The 21,064-nt window shown below is 73.0% G+C and carries 19 protein-coding genes and 3 pseudogenes; 17 read left to right on the forward strand and 5 right to left on the reverse strand.

Features of this window, described 5'->3' with window-relative positions; genetic code table 11:
- Nucleotides 1-85: 85 nt before the first annotated feature.
- Complete coding sequence (locus AB0K51_RS31665) at nt 86-514, reverse strand: arsenate reductase ArsC (protein WP_363461165.1); 429 nt, start codon at nt 512-514, stop codon at nt 86-88.
- Between the two features lie 118 nt (nt 515-632).
- On the opposite strand from AB0K51_RS31665, the gene AB0K51_RS31670 reads away from it, so the two are divergent.
- From AB0K51_RS31670 to AB0K51_RS31685, 4 genes and pseudogenes are all read left to right on the forward strand, one after another.
- A complete protein-coding gene (locus AB0K51_RS31670; protein ID WP_363461167.1) occupies nt 633-938 on the forward strand; it encodes a metalloregulator ArsR/SmtB family transcription factor in 306 nt (101 codons plus the stop codon).
- A gap of 102 nt (nt 939-1,040) precedes the next feature.
- Nucleotides 1,041-1,751, forward strand: a complete 711-nt coding sequence (locus AB0K51_RS31675) for an aquaporin (protein WP_363461212.1) — start codon at nt 1,041-1,043, stop codon at nt 1,749-1,751.
- Nucleotides 1,748-2,757: pseudogene (locus AB0K51_RS31680) on the forward strand (ArsO family NAD(P)H-dependent flavin-containing monooxygenase). Before AB0K51_RS31675 ends, AB0K51_RS31680 begins: the two are co-directional and overlap by 4 nt.
- 358 nt (nt 2,758-3,115) lie before the next feature.
- Nucleotides 3,116-3,553, forward strand: a complete 438-nt coding sequence (locus AB0K51_RS31685) for a hypothetical protein (RefSeq protein WP_363461169.1) — start codon at nt 3,116-3,118, stop codon at nt 3,551-3,553.
- A 21-nt stretch (nt 3,554-3,574) separates the two neighbouring features.
- Here the strand turns inward: AB0K51_RS31685 and AB0K51_RS31690 are convergent, their stop codons facing one another.
- Nucleotides 3,575-4,036, reverse strand: coding sequence for a DUF5990 family protein (locus AB0K51_RS31690; protein ID WP_363461171.1), 462 nt, complete (start codon nt 4,034-4,036; stop codon nt 3,575-3,577).
- Between the two features lie 334 nt (nt 4,037-4,370).
- Between AB0K51_RS31690 and AB0K51_RS31695 the strand changes: the two genes are divergently transcribed.
- Complete coding sequence (locus AB0K51_RS31695) at nt 4,371-4,580, forward strand: MerR family DNA-binding protein (RefSeq protein WP_363461173.1); 210 nt, start codon at nt 4,371-4,373, stop codon at nt 4,578-4,580.
- 104 nt (nt 4,581-4,684) lie between these two features.
- Complete coding sequence (locus AB0K51_RS31700; RefSeq protein ID WP_363461175.1) at nt 4,685-5,206, forward strand: DinB family protein; 522 nt, start codon at nt 4,685-4,687, stop codon at nt 5,204-5,206.
- An 11-nt stretch (nt 5,207-5,217) separates the two neighbouring features.
- Here AB0K51_RS31700 and AB0K51_RS31705 read toward each other — a convergent pair.
- Nucleotides 5,218-5,720, reverse strand: a pseudogene (locus AB0K51_RS31705) (N-acetyltransferase family protein).
- A 35-nt stretch (nt 5,721-5,755) separates the two neighbouring features.
- Entirely contained in the window at nt 5,756-6,118 is a 363-nt protein-coding gene (locus AB0K51_RS31710; RefSeq protein WP_363461177.1) for a metalloregulator ArsR/SmtB family transcription factor, read from the reverse strand.
- Between the two features lie 124 nt (nt 6,119-6,242).
- Here AB0K51_RS31710 and AB0K51_RS31715 point away from each other — a divergent pair, with 124 nt between their 5' ends.
- The 10 genes and pseudogenes from AB0K51_RS31715 (at nt 6,243) to AB0K51_RS31760 (ending at nt 18,612) form a co-directional block, all read left to right on the forward strand.
- Nucleotides 6,243-6,443 (forward strand): hypothetical protein, encoded by a 201-nt coding sequence (locus AB0K51_RS31715; RefSeq protein ID WP_363461179.1) that lies wholly within the window; start codon nt 6,243-6,245, stop codon nt 6,441-6,443.
- A 71-nt stretch (nt 6,444-6,514) separates the two neighbouring features.
- A complete protein-coding gene (locus AB0K51_RS31720; protein WP_363461181.1) occupies nt 6,515-7,897 on the forward strand; it encodes an NAD(P)-binding domain-containing protein in 1,383 nt (460 codons plus the stop codon).
- An 8-nt stretch (nt 7,898-7,905) separates the two neighbouring features.
- Nucleotides 7,906-8,392, forward strand: a pseudogene (locus tag AB0K51_RS31725) (MFS transporter); the annotation flags it as partial.
- 221 nt (nt 8,393-8,613) lie between these two features.
- The gene (locus AB0K51_RS31730; RefSeq protein ID WP_363461183.1) at nt 8,614-9,282 is read left to right on the forward strand and encodes a nuclear transport factor 2 family protein; all 669 of its coding nucleotides are present in this window, start codon (nt 8,614-8,616) and stop codon (nt 9,280-9,282) included.
- A 158-nt stretch (nt 9,283-9,440) separates the two neighbouring features.
- Complete coding sequence (locus AB0K51_RS31735; protein WP_363461214.1) at nt 9,441-13,415, forward strand: HAMP domain-containing protein; 3,975 nt, start codon at nt 9,441-9,443, stop codon at nt 13,413-13,415.
- Nucleotides 13,416-13,435: 20 nt separating this feature from the next.
- Complete coding sequence (locus AB0K51_RS31740; RefSeq protein WP_363461185.1) at nt 13,436-15,892, forward strand: SpoIIE family protein phosphatase; 2,457 nt, start codon at nt 13,436-13,438, stop codon at nt 15,890-15,892.
- 197 nt (nt 15,893-16,089) lie between these two features.
- A complete protein-coding gene (locus AB0K51_RS31745) occupies nt 16,090-16,914 on the forward strand; it encodes an RNA polymerase sigma factor SigF (RefSeq protein WP_363461187.1) in 825 nt (274 codons plus the stop codon).
- A 129-nt stretch (nt 16,915-17,043) separates the two neighbouring features.
- A complete protein-coding gene (locus AB0K51_RS31750) occupies nt 17,044-17,436 on the forward strand; it encodes an STAS domain-containing protein (protein WP_363461189.1) in 393 nt (130 codons plus the stop codon).
- A 175-nt stretch (nt 17,437-17,611) separates the two neighbouring features.
- Entirely contained in the window at nt 17,612-18,064 is a 453-nt protein-coding gene (locus AB0K51_RS31755) for an ATP-binding protein (RefSeq protein WP_363461191.1), read from the forward strand.
- A 275-nt stretch (nt 18,065-18,339) separates the two neighbouring features.
- Entirely contained in the window at nt 18,340-18,612 is a 273-nt protein-coding gene (locus AB0K51_RS31760) for a GlsB/YeaQ/YmgE family stress response membrane protein (protein ID WP_363461193.1), read from the forward strand.
- Between the two features lie 347 nt (nt 18,613-18,959).
- Here AB0K51_RS31760 and AB0K51_RS31765 read toward each other — a convergent pair whose 3' ends face one another.
- Nucleotides 18,960-19,493, reverse strand: coding sequence for a helicase associated domain-containing protein (locus AB0K51_RS31765; protein WP_363461195.1), 534 nt, complete (start codon nt 19,491-19,493; stop codon nt 18,960-18,962).
- Between the two features lie 544 nt (nt 19,494-20,037).
- On the opposite strand from AB0K51_RS31765, the gene AB0K51_RS31770 reads away from it, so the two are divergent.
- The gene (locus AB0K51_RS31770) at nt 20,038-21,000 is read left to right on the forward strand and encodes an AI-2E family transporter (RefSeq protein ID WP_363461197.1); all 963 of its coding nucleotides are present in this window, start codon (nt 20,038-20,040) and stop codon (nt 20,998-21,000) included.
- Nucleotides 21,001-21,064 lie beyond the last annotated feature (64 nt).

Here is a 21,064-nt window from a genome sequence, read left to right on the forward strand (position 1 = left end):
GGGTCAACGTCCTTTGGGCCTTGCTGCGGGACGGGCGACCCTACGAGCGCAGTGCGCCCGTCCCAGCAGCTAGTTGACAACGGCATTAGGAATCCTGACCGGCGGCGGCCTTGGCGTCGATCTCGGCGATGAGGCCCTCGATGCGGGCCTTGATCTCGTCGCGGATCGGGCGGACAGCTTCGACGCCCTGGCCGGCCGGGTCCTCGAGGGTCCAGTCGAGGTAGGTCTTGCCGGGGAAGTAGGGGCAGGCGTCGCCGCAGCCCATGGTGATGACGTAGTCGGAGGACTGGACGGCGTCGGCGGTGAGGATCTTCGGCTTCTGGTCGGAGATGTCGATGCCGGCCTCGGCCATGGCGGCGACGGCGGCGGGGTTGACCTCGTGGCCGGGGGCGGAGCCGGCGGAGCGGACCTCGACGCGGTCGCCCGCGAGGTGGCTGAGGAAGCCCGCGGCCATCTGGGAGCGGCCGGCGTTGTGGACGCAGACGAACAGGACGGAGGCGAGCGGCGCGGTCATGCGGGTGTCCTTCGATGGCGGGGCGGTGCGGCTCTGCGAAGACGCGCAGGTGCGGCCCGGTGGCAGGCGGGATTACGGGGCTCGCCAAGCGGGCCCGACACCGGTAACGTATCAGCCCATGGTGACGTCAGTCGATAGTGATGTGTTCAAGGCCTTGGCCGACCCGCTGCGGATGCAGATCGTGCGGCTCCTCGCCCGCGAGGCGCTGTGCACGACCCATCTGGTGGCGGAGACCGGTGCGAGACAGACCAACCTGTCGAACCACCTCAAGGTCCTGAAGGACGCGGGGCTCGTGGACACCGAGCCGTGCGGGCGCTTCACCTACTACTCGCTCAAGCCGGAGGCTCTGGACGCCCTGGCCGGAGACCTCGCGGCCCTGGCCGCCGCGGCCCGCGAAGTCGCGGGCCGCAAGCGGTCCTGCTGACCGTCACCGAAGCCCCCACCCGGCGGCCTGTCCCGCCCCGCACGAGGAGAACCCGTGAGCGCCATAGACGAGGCGAGAGCCGACGCCGTCGAGGCCGAGCCGCTGGCCGCCGACCCGCCGGCGGTCCCCCTGCTGAACCGGCTCGCGGCCGAACTGGTCGGCACCGCCGCGCTGGTCGCGGTGGTGGTCGGCTCCGGCATCCAGGCCACCGAACTGACGCGGGACGTCGGCCTGCAGCTGCTCGCCAACTCCCTGGCCACCGTCTTCGGCCTCGGCGTGCTGATCCTGCTCCTCGGCCCGGTCTCCGGCGCGCACTTCAACCCCGTCGTCACCCTCGCCGAGTGGTGGACCGGCCGCAAGGACCCGGGGGGCCTCGGCCCGCGCGAGGTCGCCGCGTACATCCCCGCGCAGATCGCCGGCGCCATCGCGGGCGCGATCCTCGCGGACGTCATGTTCGGCAAGGATTTCGTGGCCTGGTCCACCCACGACCGCTCCGCCGGGCACCTGCTGCTCGGCGAGGTCGTCGCCACCGTCGGCCTGGTGCTGCTGATCTTCGACCTCGCCAAGAGCGACCTGATCAGGTTCGCGCCGGTCGCGGTCGCCTCCTACATCGGTGCCGCGTACTGGTTCACCTCCTCCACCTCGTTCGCCAACCCGGCGGTGACGATCGGCCGCGCGTTCACCGACACCTTCGCCGGAATCGCCCCGTCCTCGGTTCCGGGATTCATCGGCATGCAGCTGATCGGCGGCGTCGTGGGCCTGGCCCTGGTCGCGCTGATCTTCACCCACCGCCGCCCGGCCGGGTCGAAGTGACTGCGGTCCGGCGCGTCCAGGTCCTGGTCGTCGGCGCGGGCCAGGCCGGCCTCGCTGCCGGCTACTACCTGCGGCGCGCCGGACTCGACTTCGCGATCCTCGACGCCTCCCCGGCCCCAGGTGGCGCCTGGCAGCACTACTGGGACAGCCTCCACCTGTTCTCCCCGGCGGCCTACTCCTCCCTGCCCGGCCGCCCGATGCCGGCCCAGGCGGGGGAGGACTATCCGGACGCCGAGCACGTCGCCCGGTACCTGGCGGAGTACGAGAAACGCTACGACCTGCCCATCCACCGTCCCGTCCAGGTCCAGGCCGTGGAGAACACCGACGGCGGCGGGCTACTGGTCGGCACCGACGACGGCACCTGGCACACCCGCGCGCTGATCATGGCGACCGGCACCTGGTCACGCCCGTTCATCCCCGCCGTGCCCGGCCGGGACGCCTTCGCCGGACGGCGCGTGGTGGTCGTGGGCGGAGGCAACTCCGGCGCGCAGATCGCCGCCGACCTCACCCGCCACGCCGCCACCGTTCGCTGGACAACGCGCCGGCCGGCCCGCTTCCTGCCCGACGAGATCGACGGCCGCGTGCTGTTCGAGATCGCCACCCACCGCTTCCAGGACGACGGTCCGCGGATCTCGGACCTCGGCGACATCGTCGCCACCGCACCCGTGCGCGTGGCCCGCGACGCCGGGATGCTTGCCGCACACCCGATGTTCGACCACCTCACCGCCGCAGGCCCGGTCTGGGCCGACGGCACCGTCTGGCCGGCGGACGCGGTGATCTGGTGCACCGGCTTCCGGCCCGCCCTCGCGCCGCTCGCGGGCCTCGGCCTGCGCGGCCGGACGGCCGGATCCCCACCGACGGCACCCGCGCGAGCGCCGACCGCCGGGTGCACCTGCTCGGCTACGGCGACTGGACCGGCCCCGCCTCCGCGACCCTGGTCGGCGTCGGCCGCACCGCACGCACCGCCATCGCCGAGATCGCTGCCGCTCTCGCGACAGCTGATTAGACAGACATCCATGAACCGGGCGGTGGCGTTCACTGCTCGTTCAATGCACACCCCTGGCGAGTGGCGAGTACACCGGCCGTTCCTAGCCTCCCTGGCATAAAGCGGTGCAAATCGGCACCGTACCCCTGCGGAGGAGTCGCCCCATGGCCCGCACCACGCACCGCCCGCACCGCCCTCACCGCGGCCTCCTGCACCGGCCCGGCTTACCCCCCGAGCCGGGAAGAACCGAGACGACGTCAAGAGTCGGCTTCGGGCAGCAGATCTGCGACCGGCCTTCACGGACCACCCGGGCTACCGCAACGCCCCCGCCCCGCTGCCCGGCGTCGCCACCCTCGGCGCGGTCGTCCCCCCCGACCACGTGAACGGGATTGAGGCCGGGCTGACGTTCGACGGGCCCGTGCTCAGCGGGATCTTCACCGGCCGGATCGCCCGCTGGAACGACCCGGCGCTGATCGCCGTCCGCAACAGCCACGGCCGCTCCATCCAGCCCTGCCCCGCCACCATCACCCTCGGCGCCTCTCTCCAGCCGCTGCCCGCGGACCTGCGGACCTCGTTCACCGACGGGCCGGACACCGACGCCTACCCGATCACCGGCACCACCTACGCCCTCGTCCGCAAGGACCAGAAGGACCCGGCCAAGGCGGCCGCGCTCGTCAACTACCTCAGCTGGGTGTTGACCGCCGGCCAGGACCGCGCTCCCGACCTCCACTACGCGCCCCTCGGCCCGAGCCTGCAGGCCCAGTCCCTCGCCAAGCTCAAGACGCTGGCAGTGAACGGCAGTCCGCTGTTCCCGTGACCGCCCGGGGGCCTGATCGGGTCAGCTACCCGCGCGGGCGGCCCATTCGATGGAGGGCGGACGGACAGCCGCGCACAGCGGATGTCCCTTGGCGTCGGTCAGGCCGAGGCGGGCGGCCAGCCGTCCGGATCGTGCGGCGGCGGTCAGGACGTCCGGGTCGACGGCGTCGAGCATGAGCTTGGCGCGGCGGAACATCATGAAGACGCCCCTGTCGTCGACGGTGCCCCAGGAGAGGTAGATGAACCGCTGGCCGGGGCGGCCCTGAATGTAGGGGCCGTTGAGGTCGATGCCGGATGCGGTGGCGCGGGCGGTGCAGTCGAGCGTCCAGATTGCCGAGGTGGCGTCGCCGGGCTGCGGGTCGAACAGTTCCTCGCGGCGATCGCGGCGCTGCACCGCAACGTGGATGTTCGTGTAGCCGGGGAAGTCGGGGCCGCCCGCGCAGGTGCGGCCGGGAAGGTCGAAGGCCTCGATCCGGATCTGCATGGTGACAGTCTTCCTCGGTGGTCTGTCAGTGGCCGGGAGGAGCGTGCCGCGCCGCACTGCGGTCCTGCGGGCGGCACACCCTTCGGCGGTGCCGTCGTTGCCACCACGACACGGCGCCGACGGCGGTCAGCGCGGCACCGGCGATCGCCCACGGGCTGGCGAGCCACGCCGCCAGTGCGCCGGACGCCGCCGCCACGAGCAGGCCCGGTATGCCGCTCGGGTCGCGGGGCGGGGTCCTGGGCGGCGCGGGCATCGGGCTCACTCCGGCGGTTCGGTGCCGGTGGTCAGTAGTTGCCCGAAGATGGCCGCGCCGAGGCGCTCGGCGTCCGCTCGGGTGAGGATCCTCGTCGTCCGCGACGGCGGCCAGGCCCCCTGCGAGCACGTCACGGCCCTGCTCAAGGAACGCCTCGTGGAGGTCGAACGCCGCCCAGCGGAACTGACGGCGACCCGAGCGATGCTCCAGGACCTGGTCCGCAGCGCGTGCGCCACCGACCCCGCCACCTGCACCGAGGGCGACATCTGCCGCATCATCGCCACCCGATGACCACCCCTGCGGCGGCCGAATGACAACCCTCCGGGACGGGCATCATCGAGCCCTGGCAGGACAGTGACCCGAGAGGACCGGCGCCCATGGCCAACGTGGTTCCGATGGAGCGGCAGACGGTCCACGAGGAGTTGGAGCGGGCGCGCTCGGAGTTTCACCGGCTGCTGGAGGCGGCCAGTGCGGACGACCTTGCCCGACGCACGCGCGGCACACGGTGGACGAACGGGCAGCTGCTGTGGCACATGCTGTTCGGCTACCTGGTCACCCGGGCGCTGCTGGTCCTGGTGCGGGCCTTCGGGCGGCTTCCGCGCGGCGTGGGCAAGGCGTTCGCGCGGCTGCTGGATGCGACGACCGTGCCGTTCGACCTCGTCAACTACGCCGGCCCCGTCGGGGCCGTGAAGGTCGTCGGTCCCCGGCGGATGGGCGCGCAGTTCGACCGCGCCATCATCGCCCTGCACCACCGGCTGGACCGCGAGTCGGAGGCTGATCTCGCCCGCGGCATGCACTACCCGGTGCGGTGGGATCCGTTCTTCCTGGACTACATGACCCTTGCGGACATCTACCGCTACCCGACCCGGCACTTCGACTTCCACCATCGCCAGCTCACGCTCGACAGCGGGAGCTGACCGGAGCGCGGTCAGTCCACGAGCGGGCTGCGGCGTTCGAGCAGGACAACGTCGCGCCACACCCCGTGGCGGCGGCCGATGCGCTCGCGGGTGCCGATGACGCGGAAGCCGGCCCGTTCGTGGAGGGCGAGGCTGGCGGTGTTCTCCGGGAAGATCCCGGACTGGATCGTCCAGATCCCGGCCGCCTCCGTCGAGGCGATCAGCGCCTCCAGCAGCCGCCCGGCCACGCCCGGCCCCGGGCCGCCGGATGGACGTAGACGGAGTGCTCGACCACGCCGGCGTACGCGCACCGGTCGGAGACCCGGCTCGCGGCGACCCAACCCGCCACCGCGCCGGGCCCGTCCAGCGCGACGAAGCGGTGCCCGGCCAGCCGGCCCGTGTCGAACGCCTCCCACGTCGGCGCGGTGGTCTCGAACGTGGCGTCGCCGCCGTCGATCCCGGCCTGGTAGATCGCCAGCACCTGATCGGCGTGGCCCTCCGACATCGGCGCGATGGTCACCGCGGGCACGGGCATGCGGACAGCCTCCGGGGACATTGGGGTGCGGGGTGTCAGCGGGCGGTGGCCAGCAGGCCGGCCATCGCGGCGAGTACGCCCGGCTCGACCCGGTAATAGACCCAGGTGCCGCGCCGCTCCGAGGCCAGCAGCCCGGCCTCGCGGAGCTTCTTGAGGTGGTGGGAGACGGTGGGCTGGGAGACGCCGACGTCCTGGATGTCGCACACGCACGCCTCGCCGCCCTCGTGCGAGGCGACGCGGGAGAAGAGCCGCAGCCGCACCGGATCGGCGAGGGCCTTGAACATGGCCGCCATCTTGACCGAGTCCTCCTCCGACAGCGCGGCCGAGGTGACCGGCGGGCAGCAGGGAACGACCTCGGGCTCGATGACCGGCAGCTCCCGCAACTTCAGATTCGACATGCGTCTATGTTGACAGACGTCGATGCGCGCGGCAAGCTCTCCTGTATTGACAGACGTCGAAGCAGGTGGTCCAGGTGCATCCCGGACGGCTGCCGCCCGGCACACCCTCACGAGGAGAAGGCCAGTGAGCACCCCCGACACCCCCGCAGTCCAGGCCGAGCAGGACACGCAGCCCGCCGCCACCTGTTGCACCGCAGCCCCCGCGAAGGAGAGCGCGCAGCAGGCACCGTGCTGCGGCACCGTCGAGGACGCGTCCGACGCCGGGTCCTGCTGCGGGCCCGCCGCCGAGACCGAGGCGCAGGCCGCGGGCTCCGGCTTCTGCTGACCCGCGTCCGAGCAGCGAATCACCCCGTCCCGACCTCCTTCGAGCGCGACCCACACCACGGAGCACATGCCATGAGCGTGAACACCACCACCCTGCCGGTCGTCGTGGTCGGCGCCGGACCCGTCGGCCTCGCGGCCGCCGCCCACCTGATCGAGCAGGGCATCGAGCCGCTGGTCCTGGAGGCCGGACCGAGCGCCGCGACGGCGGTACGCGACTGGGCCCACCTCAGGCTGTTCTCGCCCTGGGCCGAGGTCGTCGACCCGGCCGCCGAGAAGCTGCTCGCCCCGACCGGCTGGGTCCGCCCGGACGGCGCGGAGTATCCGTCCGGCGGCGACTGGGCGGAGTTCTACCTGCAGCCGCTCGCCGACGTCCTCGGCGACAAGGTGCGCTACAGCGCCCGCGTCACCGGCGTGGCCCGCGCCGGGCGGGACCGCATCGTCGACTCCTCCCGCGAGGAGCAGCCGTTCACCGTCCACGCCGAGTACGCGGACGGCCGCGAGGAGCGGATCACCGCCCGGGCGGTGATCGACGCCTCCAGCACCTGGTCCACCCCGAACCCGCTCGGCTCGGACGGCCTCCCCGCGATCGGCGAGCGCCGCCACGGCGCGCGGATCTCCTACCGGGTGCCCGACCTCAAGGACCCCGCCGTCCGCGCCCGGTACGCGGGCAAGCGGACCGCCGTGGTCGGCACCGGCGCCTCCGCCTTCACCGCCCTCGCCTACCTCGCCGACCTGGCGAAGGACGAGCCCGGCACCCACGCGGTCTGGGTGCTGCGGCGCAGCATCAACGGCTCCACCTACGGAGGCGGCGAGGCCGACCAGCTGCCCGCCCGCGGCGCGCTCGGTCTGCGCGCGAAGAAGGCCGTCGAGGACGGCCACGCGAGTGCGCTCACCGGGTTCCGCACCGCCGCCGTCCAGCCCGAGGGCGACCAGGTCGTCCTGGTCGCCGAGGACGGCCGGGGCAGCGAGCCGGTGGACGAGATCGTCGTCCTGACCGGCCTGCGCCCGGACCTGTCGTTCCTGTCCGAGGTCCGGCTCGGCCTCGACGAGCGGCTCCAGGCTCCTGTCGCACTCGCGCCGCTGATCGACCCCAACCAGCACTCCTGCGGCACCGTCTACCCGCACGGCGCCGCCGAACTGGCCCACCCCGAGGAGGGCGTGTTCCTGGTCGGCATGAAGTCCTACGGCCGGGCGCCGACGTTCCTCGCGATGACCGGCTACGAGCAGGTCCGCTCCGTCGCGGCCCAGCTCGCCGGCGACCTGGAGGCCGCCGCCCGCGTCGAACTCACCCTCCCCGAGACCGGAGTCTGCGGCGGCGCCGGCCTGTTCGACGAGCCCGCCGCGGCCCAGACCGGCGAGGGCGGTGGCTGCTGCTCGGTGCCGGCCGCACCTCAGCTAATCACCCTCGGCGACCCCGCCACCGAATCCTCCTGCTCCACCAGCGGCGGCTGCTGACCGGGCCCGTGACCGCCACTCACCTCAGCGGGGCCGCGACCGGAACACGGTCGCGGCCCCGCGCCGTACTGCGCGCCCTGTGCATTCCCCAGATCACCGGCTGGGGCATCCTCTACTACGCCTTCCCCGTCCTCTCCCCGCGGATCACTGCCGACACCGGCTGGAGCACCGCGCGGGCGACCGCTGCGTTCACCGCCGCCCTGCTCCTGTCGGCTCTGGCGGGGATCCCGTCGGCCGGATCATCGACCGGCGCGGCCCCCGCACCCTGATGACCACGGGCTCCGTGCTCGGCGTGGTCGCGCTCGCCGGTGTTGCGGCCGCCCCGAGCCTGCCCGTGTTCTTCGCGGCCTGGCTGCTCGCGGGCACGGCGATGGCCGCGACCTTCTACCAGCCCGCCTTCACCGCCCTCACCCGCTGGCACCAGCCCGACCACGTCCGGGCGCTCTCACCACCGTCACCCTGGCCGGCGGCCTCGCCTCCACCGTCTTCGCCCCCGCGGGGCATCCACGAGATGCCGTTCGACGCCGACGACGTCCCCGTGGGCGACACGCCCGCGGACCTCGACGTCGGGACCACGGCCGCCCGTCTGCTCGCGCTCCACCAGGGACTGCTGGTGCTCGTCCGGGCCGGCCTGCCCCGCACCACGCTGCACAGCGTCACCGTCGGCGCGATGGCGTCGATCGGCTCCTTGAGTACCTCACGAAAGCAGGACGACCATGAGTGACACCCGGCGGCTCTGGCACGACTACGCCGCCTGCTGGTCGGCCGACCCCGCCCGCCGACTTGCCGCGCCGGGAGCGGTCGCGGTGGACGACGTCGCCTACCGCGACCCCGGCACCGAGGTCGCCGACCTGACCGAACGCGCCGCCTACATGGCCGGTTCCACCGGTGCCTTCCCCGGCCACCGGTTCCGCATCGACGAGGTGCTGGAGCACCACGACCGCTCGCTCGCCCACTGGGCCCGACTCGACGCACAGGGCGAGAGCGCCTCGACCGGCATCAGCACCGCCCGCCACCACGAGGACGGACGCCTCACCGACATCACCGGCTTCTTCCTCCCGGCCTGGACGCGCTTCAGCCAGGCGCTCGGGCAAGCGCCTGGCATGCGGCCCCGGGACTGCCGGGTCGTGGTGCCGCCCGGCCGATGCCCCCAGTCAGGGCGGAGGTTTGTCCCTCTACGACAACCTGGTGTCGACCCTCGCGGTGGTCGCCGGTCGCCGGTCGCCGAACTCGGCGAGCAGGCGCACCGACACCTGTCGCGCAGCGACGAGACCGCCACCCGCGCCGGCCTGACCCGACCCGGCGTAGTGCCCTCGATCGGCAGCGCCGCCGACACCTGCGACCACGCACGTGCCGGGCAGTGGGCCTGTTCGGGGCCGGGCTGATCACACGTCACGGACCACCGTGGAAGGGTTCCGGGCTTCGCGGCGGGGGCCGGGCTTGGGGTAGCCTCCCGGGCTGTACGTGCCTGTTCTTCGGCCGTCGGTGCGGTCGGGTCGGGCTGGGCTCCTAGGGAGGCGACGTTCCGATGGCTGGCTCGGCAATGTCCAGGCGTGTGGAGAACGGCGCTGCCGGCTCCGTGCCCGCGCAGGTCGGTGAGCCCGAGCTGAGGCTGCTGCTCGCGGGGCTCACGGCCGTGCGGGACGGCGACTTCGGGACGCGGCTGCCGCGCGACGCGGACGGCCTGCTCGGCGAGATCGCGGGCGTCTTCAACGGGATGGTCGACCAGTTGTCGCGCTTCACCTCCGAGGTGACCCGGGTGGCGCGGGAGGTCGGCACCGAGGGCCGGCTCGGCGGCCAGGCCCGGGTGCCCGGGGTGTCGGGCACCTGGGAGGACCTGACCGACTCCGTCAACGCCATGGCGGGGAACCTCACCACCCAGGTCCGCGACATCGCGCAGGTGGCGACGGCGGTGGCGAAGGGCGACCTGTCGCAGAAGATCACCGTGGACGCGCGGGGCGAGATCCTGGAGCTGAAGAACACCGTCAACACGATGGTCGACCAGCTGTCGTCGTTCGCGGGCGAGGTGACCCGGGTGGCCCGCGAGGTCGGCACCGAGGGCCGGCTCGGCGGCCAGGCGGACGTCCGCGACGTCTCGGGCACCTGGCGCGACCTGACCGACTCCGTCAACTTCATGGCGGGGAACCTCACCGGCCAGGTCCGCTCGATCGCGCAGGTGGCGACGGCGGTGGCGAAGGGCGACCTGTCGCAGAAGATCACCGTGGACGCGCGGGGCGAGATCCTGGAGCTGAAGAACACCGTCAACACGATGGTCGACCAGCTGTCGTCGTTCGCGGGCGAGGTGACCCGGGTGGCCCGCGAGGTCGGCACCGAGGGCAACCTCGGGGGACAGGCCACCGTCCGCGGGGTCTCGGGGACGTGGAAGGACCTCACCGACAACGTCAACGTGATGGCCTCCAACCTGACCGGCCAGGTCCGCTCGATCGCGCAGGTGGCCACCGCGGTCGCCAGGGGCGACCTGTCGCAGAAGATCACCGTCGAGGCCAAGGGCGAGGTCGCCGCGCTCGCCGGGGTGATCAACACGATGGTCGACACCCTCTCGGCGTTCGCCGACGAGGTGACCCGGGTGGCCCGCGAGGTCGGCACCGAGGGCATGCTCGGCGGCCAGGCCAGGGTCGCCAACGTCGCCGGGACCTGGAAGGACCTCACCGACAGCGTCAACTTCATGGCGCACAACCTGACCAGCCAGGTGCGCAACATCGCCCAGGTGACCACCGCGGTCGCCAACGGCGACCTGACCCGCAAGATCGACGTCGACGCACGCGGCGAGATCCTGGAGCTCAAGACCACCATCAACACGATGGTCGACCAGCTCTCCGCGTTCGTCGCCGAGGTCACCCGGGTGGCCCGCGAGGTCGGCAGCGAGGGGCGGCTCGGCGGCCAGGCCGAGGTCGAGGGCGTCTCCGGCACCTGGAAGCGCCTGACCGAGAACGTCAACGAGCTGGCCGGCAACCTCACCCGCCAGGTCCGGGCGATCGCCGAGGTGACCAGCGCGGTCGCCGCCGGCGACCTGACCCGCTCGATCACGGTCGACGCCTCCGGCGAGGTCGCTGACCTCAAGGACAACATCAACTTCATGGTGGAGTCCCTGCGCGAGACCACCCGGGCCAACGAGGACCAGGACTGGCTGAAGACCAACCTGGCCCGGATCGCCGCCCTCCTCCAGGGCCGGCGCGACCTGGCGATGGTGGCCGAGTCGGTCATGGACGAGCTGACGCCGCTGGTCAGCGCCCAGTGCGGCGCCTTCTACCTCGCCGAGGAGACCGCGGAGGGCACCGTCCTCCAGCTCGTCGGCTCCTACGCCCTCCCGGCCGGCTCCCGGCCCAGCTTCCGGCTCGGCGAGTCGTTCGTCGGGCAGTCGGCCCGCAGCCGGCGCGCCATCACCGTCGACCGGCTGCCGGCCGACTACCTGGCCGTCTCCTCGGGCCTCGGCCGCAGCGAGACGCTGTCGCTGATCGTGCTGCCGATCCTGGTCGAGGGCCAGGTCCTGGGCGTCATCGAGCTGGCCTCCGTCCAGCCGTTCACCCAGGTCCACCGGGCCTTCCTGGAACAGCTGATGGAGACCATCGGCGTCAACGTCAGCACCATCATCGCGAACGCCCGGACCGACGAGCTGCTCGGCGAGTCCCAGCGCCTGACCGCCGAACTCCAGGTCCGCTCGCAGGAACTGCAGTCCCGTCAGGAGGAGTTGCAGGCATCCAACGCTGAGCTCGAGGAGAAGGCCGAGCTGCTGGCCGCGCAGAAGAGCGACATCGAGGCCAAGAACCTGGAGATCGAGCAGGCCCGCCAGGAGCTCGAGGACCGCGCCCACCAGCTGTCGCTCGCCTCGAAGTACAAGTCCGAGTTCCTGGCCAACATGAGCCACGAACTGCGCACCCCGCTCAACAGCCTGCTGATCCTCTCCCAGCTGCTCGCCCAGAACCCGACCCGGAACCTGACCGCCAAGCAGGTGGAGTACGCCGGGATCATCCACTCGGCGGGCTCCGACCTGCTCCAGCTGATCAACGACATCCTCGACCTGTCCAAGGTCGAGGCGGGGAAGGTCGACGTCACCGTCGCCGCAGTCGCGCTGCCCGCCCTGCTCGAGTACGTCGAGGCCACCTTCCGCCCGATGACCGGCCAGAAGAACCTCGCCTTCGCCGTGCGCACCGGCGACGGCGTCCCGGGCGAGATCCACACCGACGACTACCGGCTGCGCCAGGTGCTGCGCAACCTGCTGTCCAACGCGGTCAAGTTCACCGAGCAGGGCCGGATCGAGCTGCGGGTCGAGGCCGCCGTCGAGTCCGAACTGCCCGACGGCGTCCGCAGGGAGGACGCAGTGCTGGCCTTCCGGGTCACCGACACCGGGATCGGCATCGCCCCGCAGCACCTGGAGACCGTGTTCGGCGCGTTCCAGCAGGCGGACGGCACGACCAGCCGCAAGTACGGCGGAACCGGCCTCGGGCTCTCGATCAGCCGCGAGATCGCCTACCTGCTCGGCGGGGCGATCACCGTCCAGAGCACGGTCGGCTCCGGCAGCACGTTCACCCTGTACGTGCCGGTCAGCTGGCCCGGCCCGGCCGAGGCCGACCAGCCGTCGGGCCGGGCCGCGGTCGGTGCCGCCGCGGTCCCGCCGAGCGGCGACGTCCGCCCGCCAGGGCACCTGCGGCGGGTCCTGGTGGTGGAGGCCCGGTCGAACGGCCTGCTGAGCCTGGTCACCGAGAACGCCCTCGGCGACCTCTCGCGGGCCGAGCGCGAGGTCGAGATGATCACCGCGGTCGGGGCGGAGGAGGCCGCCGCCACCCTGGCCACCGTCTTTTGCCACTGCGTGGTCCTCGACCTCGACCTGCCCGACGCCGCCGCCCGTGTCCTGCTCCAGCAGATCGAGGGCGACCCGGCGCTGCACACCCTGCCCGTCCTCGCCCACCGCAGCCGCGGCCTGGGCGCCGACGACGAACTCGCCCGGCACGACAGCGGCCGGGCCCGGACGGTCGAGGTGCTCTCCAGCCTCGACGAACTGCGCGAGCGCATCGCCCTGCACATGAGCGCCGACGGCGCCGGCGACGTCCTGCCGCTGCTGCGCCACACCGAGGCCGCGGGCCAGGCCGCCGTCGACCCCTCCCTGACCGGCCGCACCGTGCTGGTCGTCGACGACGACGACCGCAACCTGTACGCCATCACCGGCATCCTCGAACTCCACGGCATGCGCGTCCTGCAGGCCGAGAACGGCCGCGCCGCGCTCGAGGTGCTCAAGGAGCACGCCGGCATCGACGTGATCCTGATGGACGTGATGATGCCCGAGATGGACGGCTACACCGCCACCGCCGCGATCCGGGCAATGCCCGAGCACGCCACCCTGCCGATCATCGCCGTGACCGCCAAGGCCATGATCGGCGACCGCGAGAAGAGCCTCGCGTCGGGAGCCAGCGACTACATCACCAAGCCCGTCGACGCCGGCGAACTGGTCCGTCGGATCACCGCCCAGCTGGCCGCCGCGGCCGACGGCGGCCAGAACTGATGAGCCGTCAGGAGCGTTTCGTGCAGGAGTCGTCCGCCCCGATCCCGGGCGGCCCCGCCACCGCGCCCGCGGTCCCCGCGGCCCGGCCCGGGGACGGCGGGTCGCCGTCCCCGGCCGAGAGCCTCGAGCGGCTGGCGGCGACGGTCGAGCGGTTGCGCGCCGAACTCGCCCGCAGCGACGCCGACGCCGCCGGCCGCTCACTCGTCGAGATGGCCGCGGGCGTCCTCGTCGAGCGCCTGCACTGCGGGCCCACCGAGGCCGCCGCGCACCTCGCCATGCTCGCCGACCAGGCCGACCTGCCGGTGCTGGAGATCGCCGCCGACCTCGTCAACCAGGCCGCCGGCGACCGGATCACCGCCATCGCCCGCGAATTCGTCACCACGTCCGCCGGCCCCGCCGAACCGGTCGCACTGCGCCTGCGCCGCACCGAGGCCCGAGCCCTGGCGGCCGGGGACACCGCGGCCGCGGCCCGCTCGATGCTCGAACACGCGCTCCGCCCGCTCGGGGCCGAGGCCGTCGCGATCTGGGCGGCCCACCCCGACCAGTCGCTGTCCCTGGAGGGCAGCGCCGGCTTCGACGAAGCCGAGGCCCACCGCTGGCGGCACGTACCGCCCGGCGTGCCCACCCCGGCCCGGCGGGCGCTCGCCGAACGCGGCCCGGTCGCCTACCCGTCACTCGCCCAGGCCAGCCTCCCGTCCATCGGTCAGCACCAGTTCGAAGGCGGCCGGATCGCCGTGCCCGCCGGGATCGGCGGACGCCTGGTCGGCGTCCTGGAGATCTGCTGGACCCACGCGCTGCCCGAGCAACCCCAGCCGCTCCAACGCCAGTTCGAGGTGCTGGCCCAACTCTGCGCCGCCACCCTGGAAACCTGGTCCGAACACGGCACGGCCGGCGGCGGCGAACCGGAGCTGGACGAGCTGCGCCACCTGACCGACGGCGTCCTCGACGCCTGCCTCGTGCTGGAGGTCACGCCGGCCGGCGAGGAGCCCCGGCTCGGCTTCACCGTCCGGCACGTCAACCCCGCCTTCGTCGACTTCGCGGGCCGCCCCACCAGCGCCGTCCTCGGCGCCCGCCTGCTGGACACCTACCCGCTGGCCGCCGAACCGGGCGGCCTCGCCGAGAAGATCGAGCACGTCTTCGCCACCGGCGAGCCCTTCCGCACCCCGGCGATGCGGCTGGCCGCCACGGTCGACGGTGTGCCCCTGGAGACGTCGGCCCAGGTCAGCATCAGCCGGCACGGCACCCGCATCCTCGTCATCTGGCGCCTCGACGACGGCACCCCGCGGGTGGCGCGCCTGCTGCACCACGCCCAGCGGCTCGGCCGGATCGGCGGCTTCGAGGAGAACATCCACTCCCGCGAGGTCGTCTGGAGCGAGACGCTGTACGAACTGCACGGCCTGCCGCCCACCGCCCGGACGATCCCGCTCGACCAACTCGCCGACCACGCCCACCCCGACGACCGGCACGCCATCAGCCGGTTCCTGCGCACCCTGCTCCACCACCAGCGACCCGCCTCCACCGCGTTCCGGCTGCTGCGGCCCGACGGGGTGACCCGGCACATCCGGGTGGTGGCCGAACCCGTCCGCGACCCGGCCGCCGGGCTCATCGCGCTGCGCGGCGCCTACCAGGACATCTCCGCCCAGCACTGGACCGAGGTCGCTCTCGCCGCCACCCGCGACCAACTGGCCCACACCGAACAGCAGGCCGCCGAGCGCAGCCGCCTCGCCCTCCAACTCCAGCACGCCATCATGCCGCCCGCCCGCGGCCCGTTCGTCCTGCACGACCTGCGCACCGCGGTCCGCTACCGGCCCGCCGAGAAGGACCACCTGGTCGGCGGCGACTGGTACGACGCCTTCGCGCTGCCGTCCGGCCAGGTGCTGCTGTGCGTCGGCGACGTCGCCGGGCACGGCATCGAGGCCGCCACCGGCATGGTCGCCCTGCGCAACGCGCTGCGCGGCCTGGCTGCCACCGGGGCCGGGCCGGGCCAACTGCTCACCTGGCTCAACAGCGTCACCCACCACCTCACCGACAGCGTCACCGCGACCGCGATCTGCGGGCTCTACGACCCCGGCACCCGCCGCCTGCGCTGGGCCCGGGCCGGCCACCTGCCGCCCGTGCTGCTGCGCGACGGCCGGGCGTGCACGCTGCCCCAGCCCGGCGGCATCCTGCTCGGGGCCCTGGACCAGGCCGACTACGAGGAGGAGCAGATCGACCTGCGGCCCGACGACGTCCTGGTGATGTACACCGACGGCCTGATCGAACGCCGTGACGAGTCCCTCCAGGCTTCGCTGTCCGGCCTGCTCGCCCTCAGCGAGCAGTCCCGCGGCGCCCGCGGGGACGGCGCCGCCGACATCGAGGCCCACCTCGACCACCTGCTGCGCTACAGCGCCGCCGACACCGACGACGACACCTGCCTGGTCGGCATCAGCATCTCCACCGGCAGCATCCCCACCGGCCGCGGGGACACCGGAGACTGAACCGCCGTCAAGAACACACGATTCCTTCACGATTCGAGGTGGCATGGGTCCGGCCGCAGCGGGTAGCGGGGGTACGGACCGTAGTGCCGAGGGAAGGGAACAACATGGCCGTGACCACTGACGAACTCCTTGGTGAGCGGACGACCCCTTCCCGGCCGGGGTCGGCTGACGCACCGTCGGCGGTGCCCGCCGCACCCGTGGACGCACCCACGGCCCCGCCGCCGCTGCCCGAGCTCGCCGGCACCGAGGATCCGCGGCGGGTCGCGCCGGCCGACGCCCGCGAACTCACCAAGGTCCTCCTGGCCCGACTCGCGACGCTCGAAGAAGGCACCCGCGAGTACTCCTACGTGCGCTCGACCCTGGTCGAGCTCAACCTCTCCCTGGTCCGGTTCGCGATACGCCGCTTCGGCTCGCACCGCGAGTCGACGGACGACCTGCTCCAGGTCGGCTCGATCGGCCTGATCAAGGCCATCGACCGCTTCGAGCCGGAGCGCGGCCTGGAGTTCACGACCTACGCGCTGCCGACCATCCTGGGCGAGATACGCCGGCACTTCCGCGACCACACCTGGGCCGTGCACGTCCCGCGCCGCCTCCAGGAACTGCGGCTCAGCCTCACCAAGGCCCAGGACGCCCTCTCCCAGCGACTGGACCGCGCGCCCACCGTCGCCGAACTCGCGGAGCACCTCGGCATCCCGCAGGAGGAGGTCATCGAGGGACTCACCGCCGCCAACGGCTACACCGCCGGCTCGCTCGACACCCCCAGCGACGAGGACAGCCCTGCGCTGCCCGCGCACCGGATCGGCGCCGACGACGTCCGCCTCGACCTGGTCGAGAACCTGGTGGCGCTCAAGCCCCTGGTCGCCGCGCTGCCCGAGCGGGACCGGCTGGTCCTGTCCATGCGCTTCACCCAGGACCTCACCCAGTCCCAGATCGGCGAGCGTCTCGGCGTCTCGCAGATGCACGTCTCGCGACTCCTGTCCCGCGCGCTCAAGCGCCTTCGCGAGGGTCTCGCCGAGGAATGAGGGCAGGGCAACCCCCGGTGTGGCGACGGCCCGCCACCCGGGGCCGGGCCGACGGTGCGTCACCCGGATCTTGGCCGACGGTGCGAGCGTGCGTAAGGTCGAAGGCAACACGAGTGGAGGGGGTTGAGGATGCCGACCCAGAACGACTCCGTGCCCACCATGGGCGACGGTGCCGCCACCGGCCTGACCGTCCGGCTGCGGCCCGCCAGGGGACGGGCCGTGGTCCTGGCATTCGAAGGCGACCTGGACATCGAGACACTCGGCCGGGCCCGGCCGGCCCTCGACGAGACGATCGCCGGGCACCCGTCCACGCTTGTGGTGGACCTGGGCGCGGTGGGATTCTGCGACTCCTCGGGCCTCAACCTGCTGCTGAAGGCCCGGATGGCCGCGGTCGCCGCCGACATCCGGCTACGGCTCGCGGCGCCCTCGTCCGCAGTGTCGAGGCTGCTGGAGCTGACCGGCGCCGACTCCGTGTTCGCCGTCCACCCCTCGGTCGACGCGGCACTCGCCGACGACCGCTGACCGCGGACACCGACGGGGGCGCCGACCAGGGCGCAGCCCCACCCGGCGGACCCGCGGCCGACACCGCCCGACATGCCGACCACCCGCACGCACGATCCCGACCCGGCGCATGAAGTCGCCCGCGGCCGGGAATCCGACCGCCGAAGACAGCGCCGAACGGAAGGGGGCCCCGCCCATGGAGACGAGCCGGGACACCCTTGGCACCGACCCGGTCACCGCCGGGCCCGTCCTGCCCCCCGGCGGTCAGCGCCGCCGACTCCACATGGCGGCCCTCGCCAAGCCCGTCGCCCGCGCCAGGGCATTCACCGAGACGGCCCTGGCCGACTGGAGCTGGCCCACCCCGCGCGACCGGCAGGACATCGTCCTGGTGGTCGCGGAGCTCGTCGGCAACGCCAAACTCCACGCCGACGGCCCGGTCGACCTGATCCTCGACGCGTCCCCCGACCGCCTGCGGATCGAGGTCAGCGACACCTGCACCGACCTCCCCGTCCCGCGCAGCCCCCGCAACCCCGCCCTCCCCGGCGGCCACGGCCTCTTCATCGTCCAGCAGGCCGTCAGCCGCTGGGGCGCCCAGGCCCACGGCGCGGGCAAGACCGTCTGGGCGGAGTTCGACACCCCGGGCGCCTGACGCCCCGCCACCACACGGCGGGAGTGCCCCGCCGCCACTCTGGGGGGAGTGCCCCGCCGCCACTCTGGGGGAGTGCCCCGCCACCCGGGCCTGGCGGCCCGGGCCCGCGCCGACCCGCTCGTGGGGCGGCACCGGTCTGCCCCACCGCTGCCGCGGCCGGCTCATCCTCCGGCCGCACGACTCCTGACGACTCGTCGGAAACCCGGGGTTTGGAAATCCGGCCGAGGAGAAGACGACCTCCAGCACCGATCGTCCCGCCGAGACAGGAGAAGCACATGGGAATCATCGCCTGGATACTGATCGGCCTGATCGCGGGCTCCATCGCCAAGGCCCTGATGCCGGGCCGCGACCCCGGCGGCATCATCGTCACCATGCTCATCGGCATCGCGGGCGGTCTGCTCGGCGGCTGGCTGGGCAAGGTGGTCTTCGGCGTCGACTCCATCGACGGGTTCTTCGACCTGTCCACCTGGGTCGCCGCCATCGCCGGCTCGATCATCCTGTTGATCGGCTACCGCCTGGTTACCGGCGACAGGCACCACCACGCCTGACCGAACCACCCCCGAGGCGCGGCGGCTCCCCCTCCCGGAGGGGGAGCCGCCGCGCGCTGTCGCCGTCCCCGGGCACCGCCGGGGGAGCGGCGGTTCGGAACCCTTCCCCCTCGTGCCGCACCGCAACGGCGACGACGCCGAGCACATGCTGCCCGCCACCCTGACCGGGACGCTGCCGCGCCACACCGCCGAGACCTTCCGCTCCTGACGCACCAGCGGCCCCGTGCCGCTCGACCGGGAGACCACTGCCCGCCGCTTTCTCAGGGCGTCCCGGAGCCTATCGACCCGGCAGCCGGCTCACGCCCACTGGATGCCGTGTTCGGCGAGGGCGGCGAGTTGATCCGGGGTCAGCTTGTCCCGCCGGCTCTTGGTGTTCGTGAGCCACGCACCCAGCCCGACGTCGACTTGGTCCCGCCGCCGGAGAGCGTGAGGTGTTCTTTGTGGGGGCGGGGTACCCGGATGTGGCCTTCCCGGGCGGCTAACTGCGCGAGCGCGGCTACGCGCTGGGCGGACCGGTCGGCTTGGGAGACCCGCGGCCGCGCCGCCGCCTTCCGCTCGTCCGCGACCGCCTTCGCGGCCACCAGCTCCGGCTCGGCCTCGATTCCGATCGCCGCCAGCAGCTCCTGCTGCTCCTCCGCCAGGTTCGGGTGCTGCCCGGCCCGCTGGGCGACCACCCACCGGCCGAGGTTCTCGCCCTCGAACACGGTCGACTCGGGTAGGTGCGCCCAGTCGACCTCGCCGTCGCACTCCAACCACCAGGTCCGGGCGGCGGCGTAGGCGCGCTGCCAGGTGATCGGCCAGGTGGGGCACCACCACGGGTCGATCTCCTCCAGCGCCCGCCGGCGTTCCGGCGCGAGCGCGCCCGGCTCGCCCTCCGGCACCTACGCCGCCGCCCTCAGCGGCACCAACCACGTGCCGAGCTGGTAGCCGCCGACCGACGCCCGCGCCGGCGCCGCCTACGAGGAACTGTGTTCGGCCGGCCCGGATGAGCCCGTAGCGGCCGGGCGACGAAGCAGAGGCCGTCCACCACCCGTCGCACCGACCTGGTCGGTGACCGCACCGCGCACCGTCGTGGCCGGGAGATGAGCATGTCGGCTCGTTCCGCGTCGTCGTCGGGTCTGGGACGGTGCCCGAGCCGCGGGAGGGACGGTCGGCCGGGGGTGGCTGTGCTTCCGTCGGCAGTTGCGGGGCAGACGGCCGACGGCGGCCGATGGCGGTCACGGTCGCTCCCCGAATGAGGAAGCGAGGGCAACGGTGGAGCCCGAGGAGCATGCAGCGAACACCGCCGGCGACCTGTCGCCGGCCAGACGAGCCGGCGGGCCGCGGACGCGGCTTTCGGCCGTGCACCGGCGGTTGCCTCAGGGCACGTCGTGGTTCCGGGCGGGCTTCGCACTCAGCGTAGGAGCGCTGCTGGCATGGCAGTTGGTGGACGCCGTCCTCCAACTCGCCTCGCTGCTCACCCTGCTGCTGCTCGCCGTGTTCATCGCGGTCAGCCTGGAGCCGGTGGTGGCGGGGCTGGAGCGGCGCGGACTGCCCCGCGGCTGGGCGGTGACGGCGGTGGTGGCCTCACTCGCCCTGCTGCTGGCCGGTCTCGTGGCCGTCGTGTTCCCCGCGATTACTGCGGAGGCACACGCCTTGGCCGACGCCGTGCCGGCCTGGCTGCAGCAACTGCACGACCACCAGTCGACCCTGGGCAGGGTCGAGGACCGCTATCACCTGGTCGAGCGGGCGAAACAGAGCCTCGCTTCGGGCGGCGGTTCGGCCTCGGGCCTTTTCGACGGTGCTCTCGGCGCGGGCCGACTGCTGCTGAGCACCGTGACCGCCACGGTGGTCGTCGCAAGCGTCACGCTCTACGTCATGGCGGCGCTGCCGGCCATCAAGGCGTTCTGCTACCGCTTCGTTCCGCGCAGCCGACGCCGGAGCGTCGAGGAGATCACGGAGGAGATCCTCGACCGGACGGGCCGCTACATGCTGGGCAACGTGGTGACCTCGGCCCTCGCGGGCCTGGCCACCCTCGCCTGGTGCGCGGCCACCGGAGTGCCCTACGCGGGGGCGCTCGGTGTCTTCGTCGCGCTGATGGACCTGGTCCCCATGGTCGGCTCGACGATCGGTGGCGTCGTCGTCAGCCTGGTCGCCCTGTCGGTCTCGCTGCCGGTCGCGCTCGCCACGGCCGGTTTCTACGTGGCCTTCCGGCTCATGGAGGACTACCTGATCACGCCCAGGGCCATGAAGCTCGCGGTGGACGTGCACCCGATCGTGACGGTGGTGGCAGTCCTGCTTGGAGGAGCGCTCCTGGGGCTGGTCGGCGCCCTGGTCGCGGTGCCCGTCGCCGTAGCCCTCGGTCTCATCCTGGACGAGTACGTCTTCCCCCGCACTGACAACTCGTGAGGTCGAGCTACCAACGGCACCCCGGCGAGCACGCGACGTCCGCCCGGTCCCTCCGCTCCGCCGG

It is taken from the genome of Kitasatospora sp. NPDC049285 (genome assembly GCF_040678815.1).
GTDB lineage: Bacteria > Actinomycetota > Actinomycetes > Streptomycetales > Streptomycetaceae > Kitasatospora.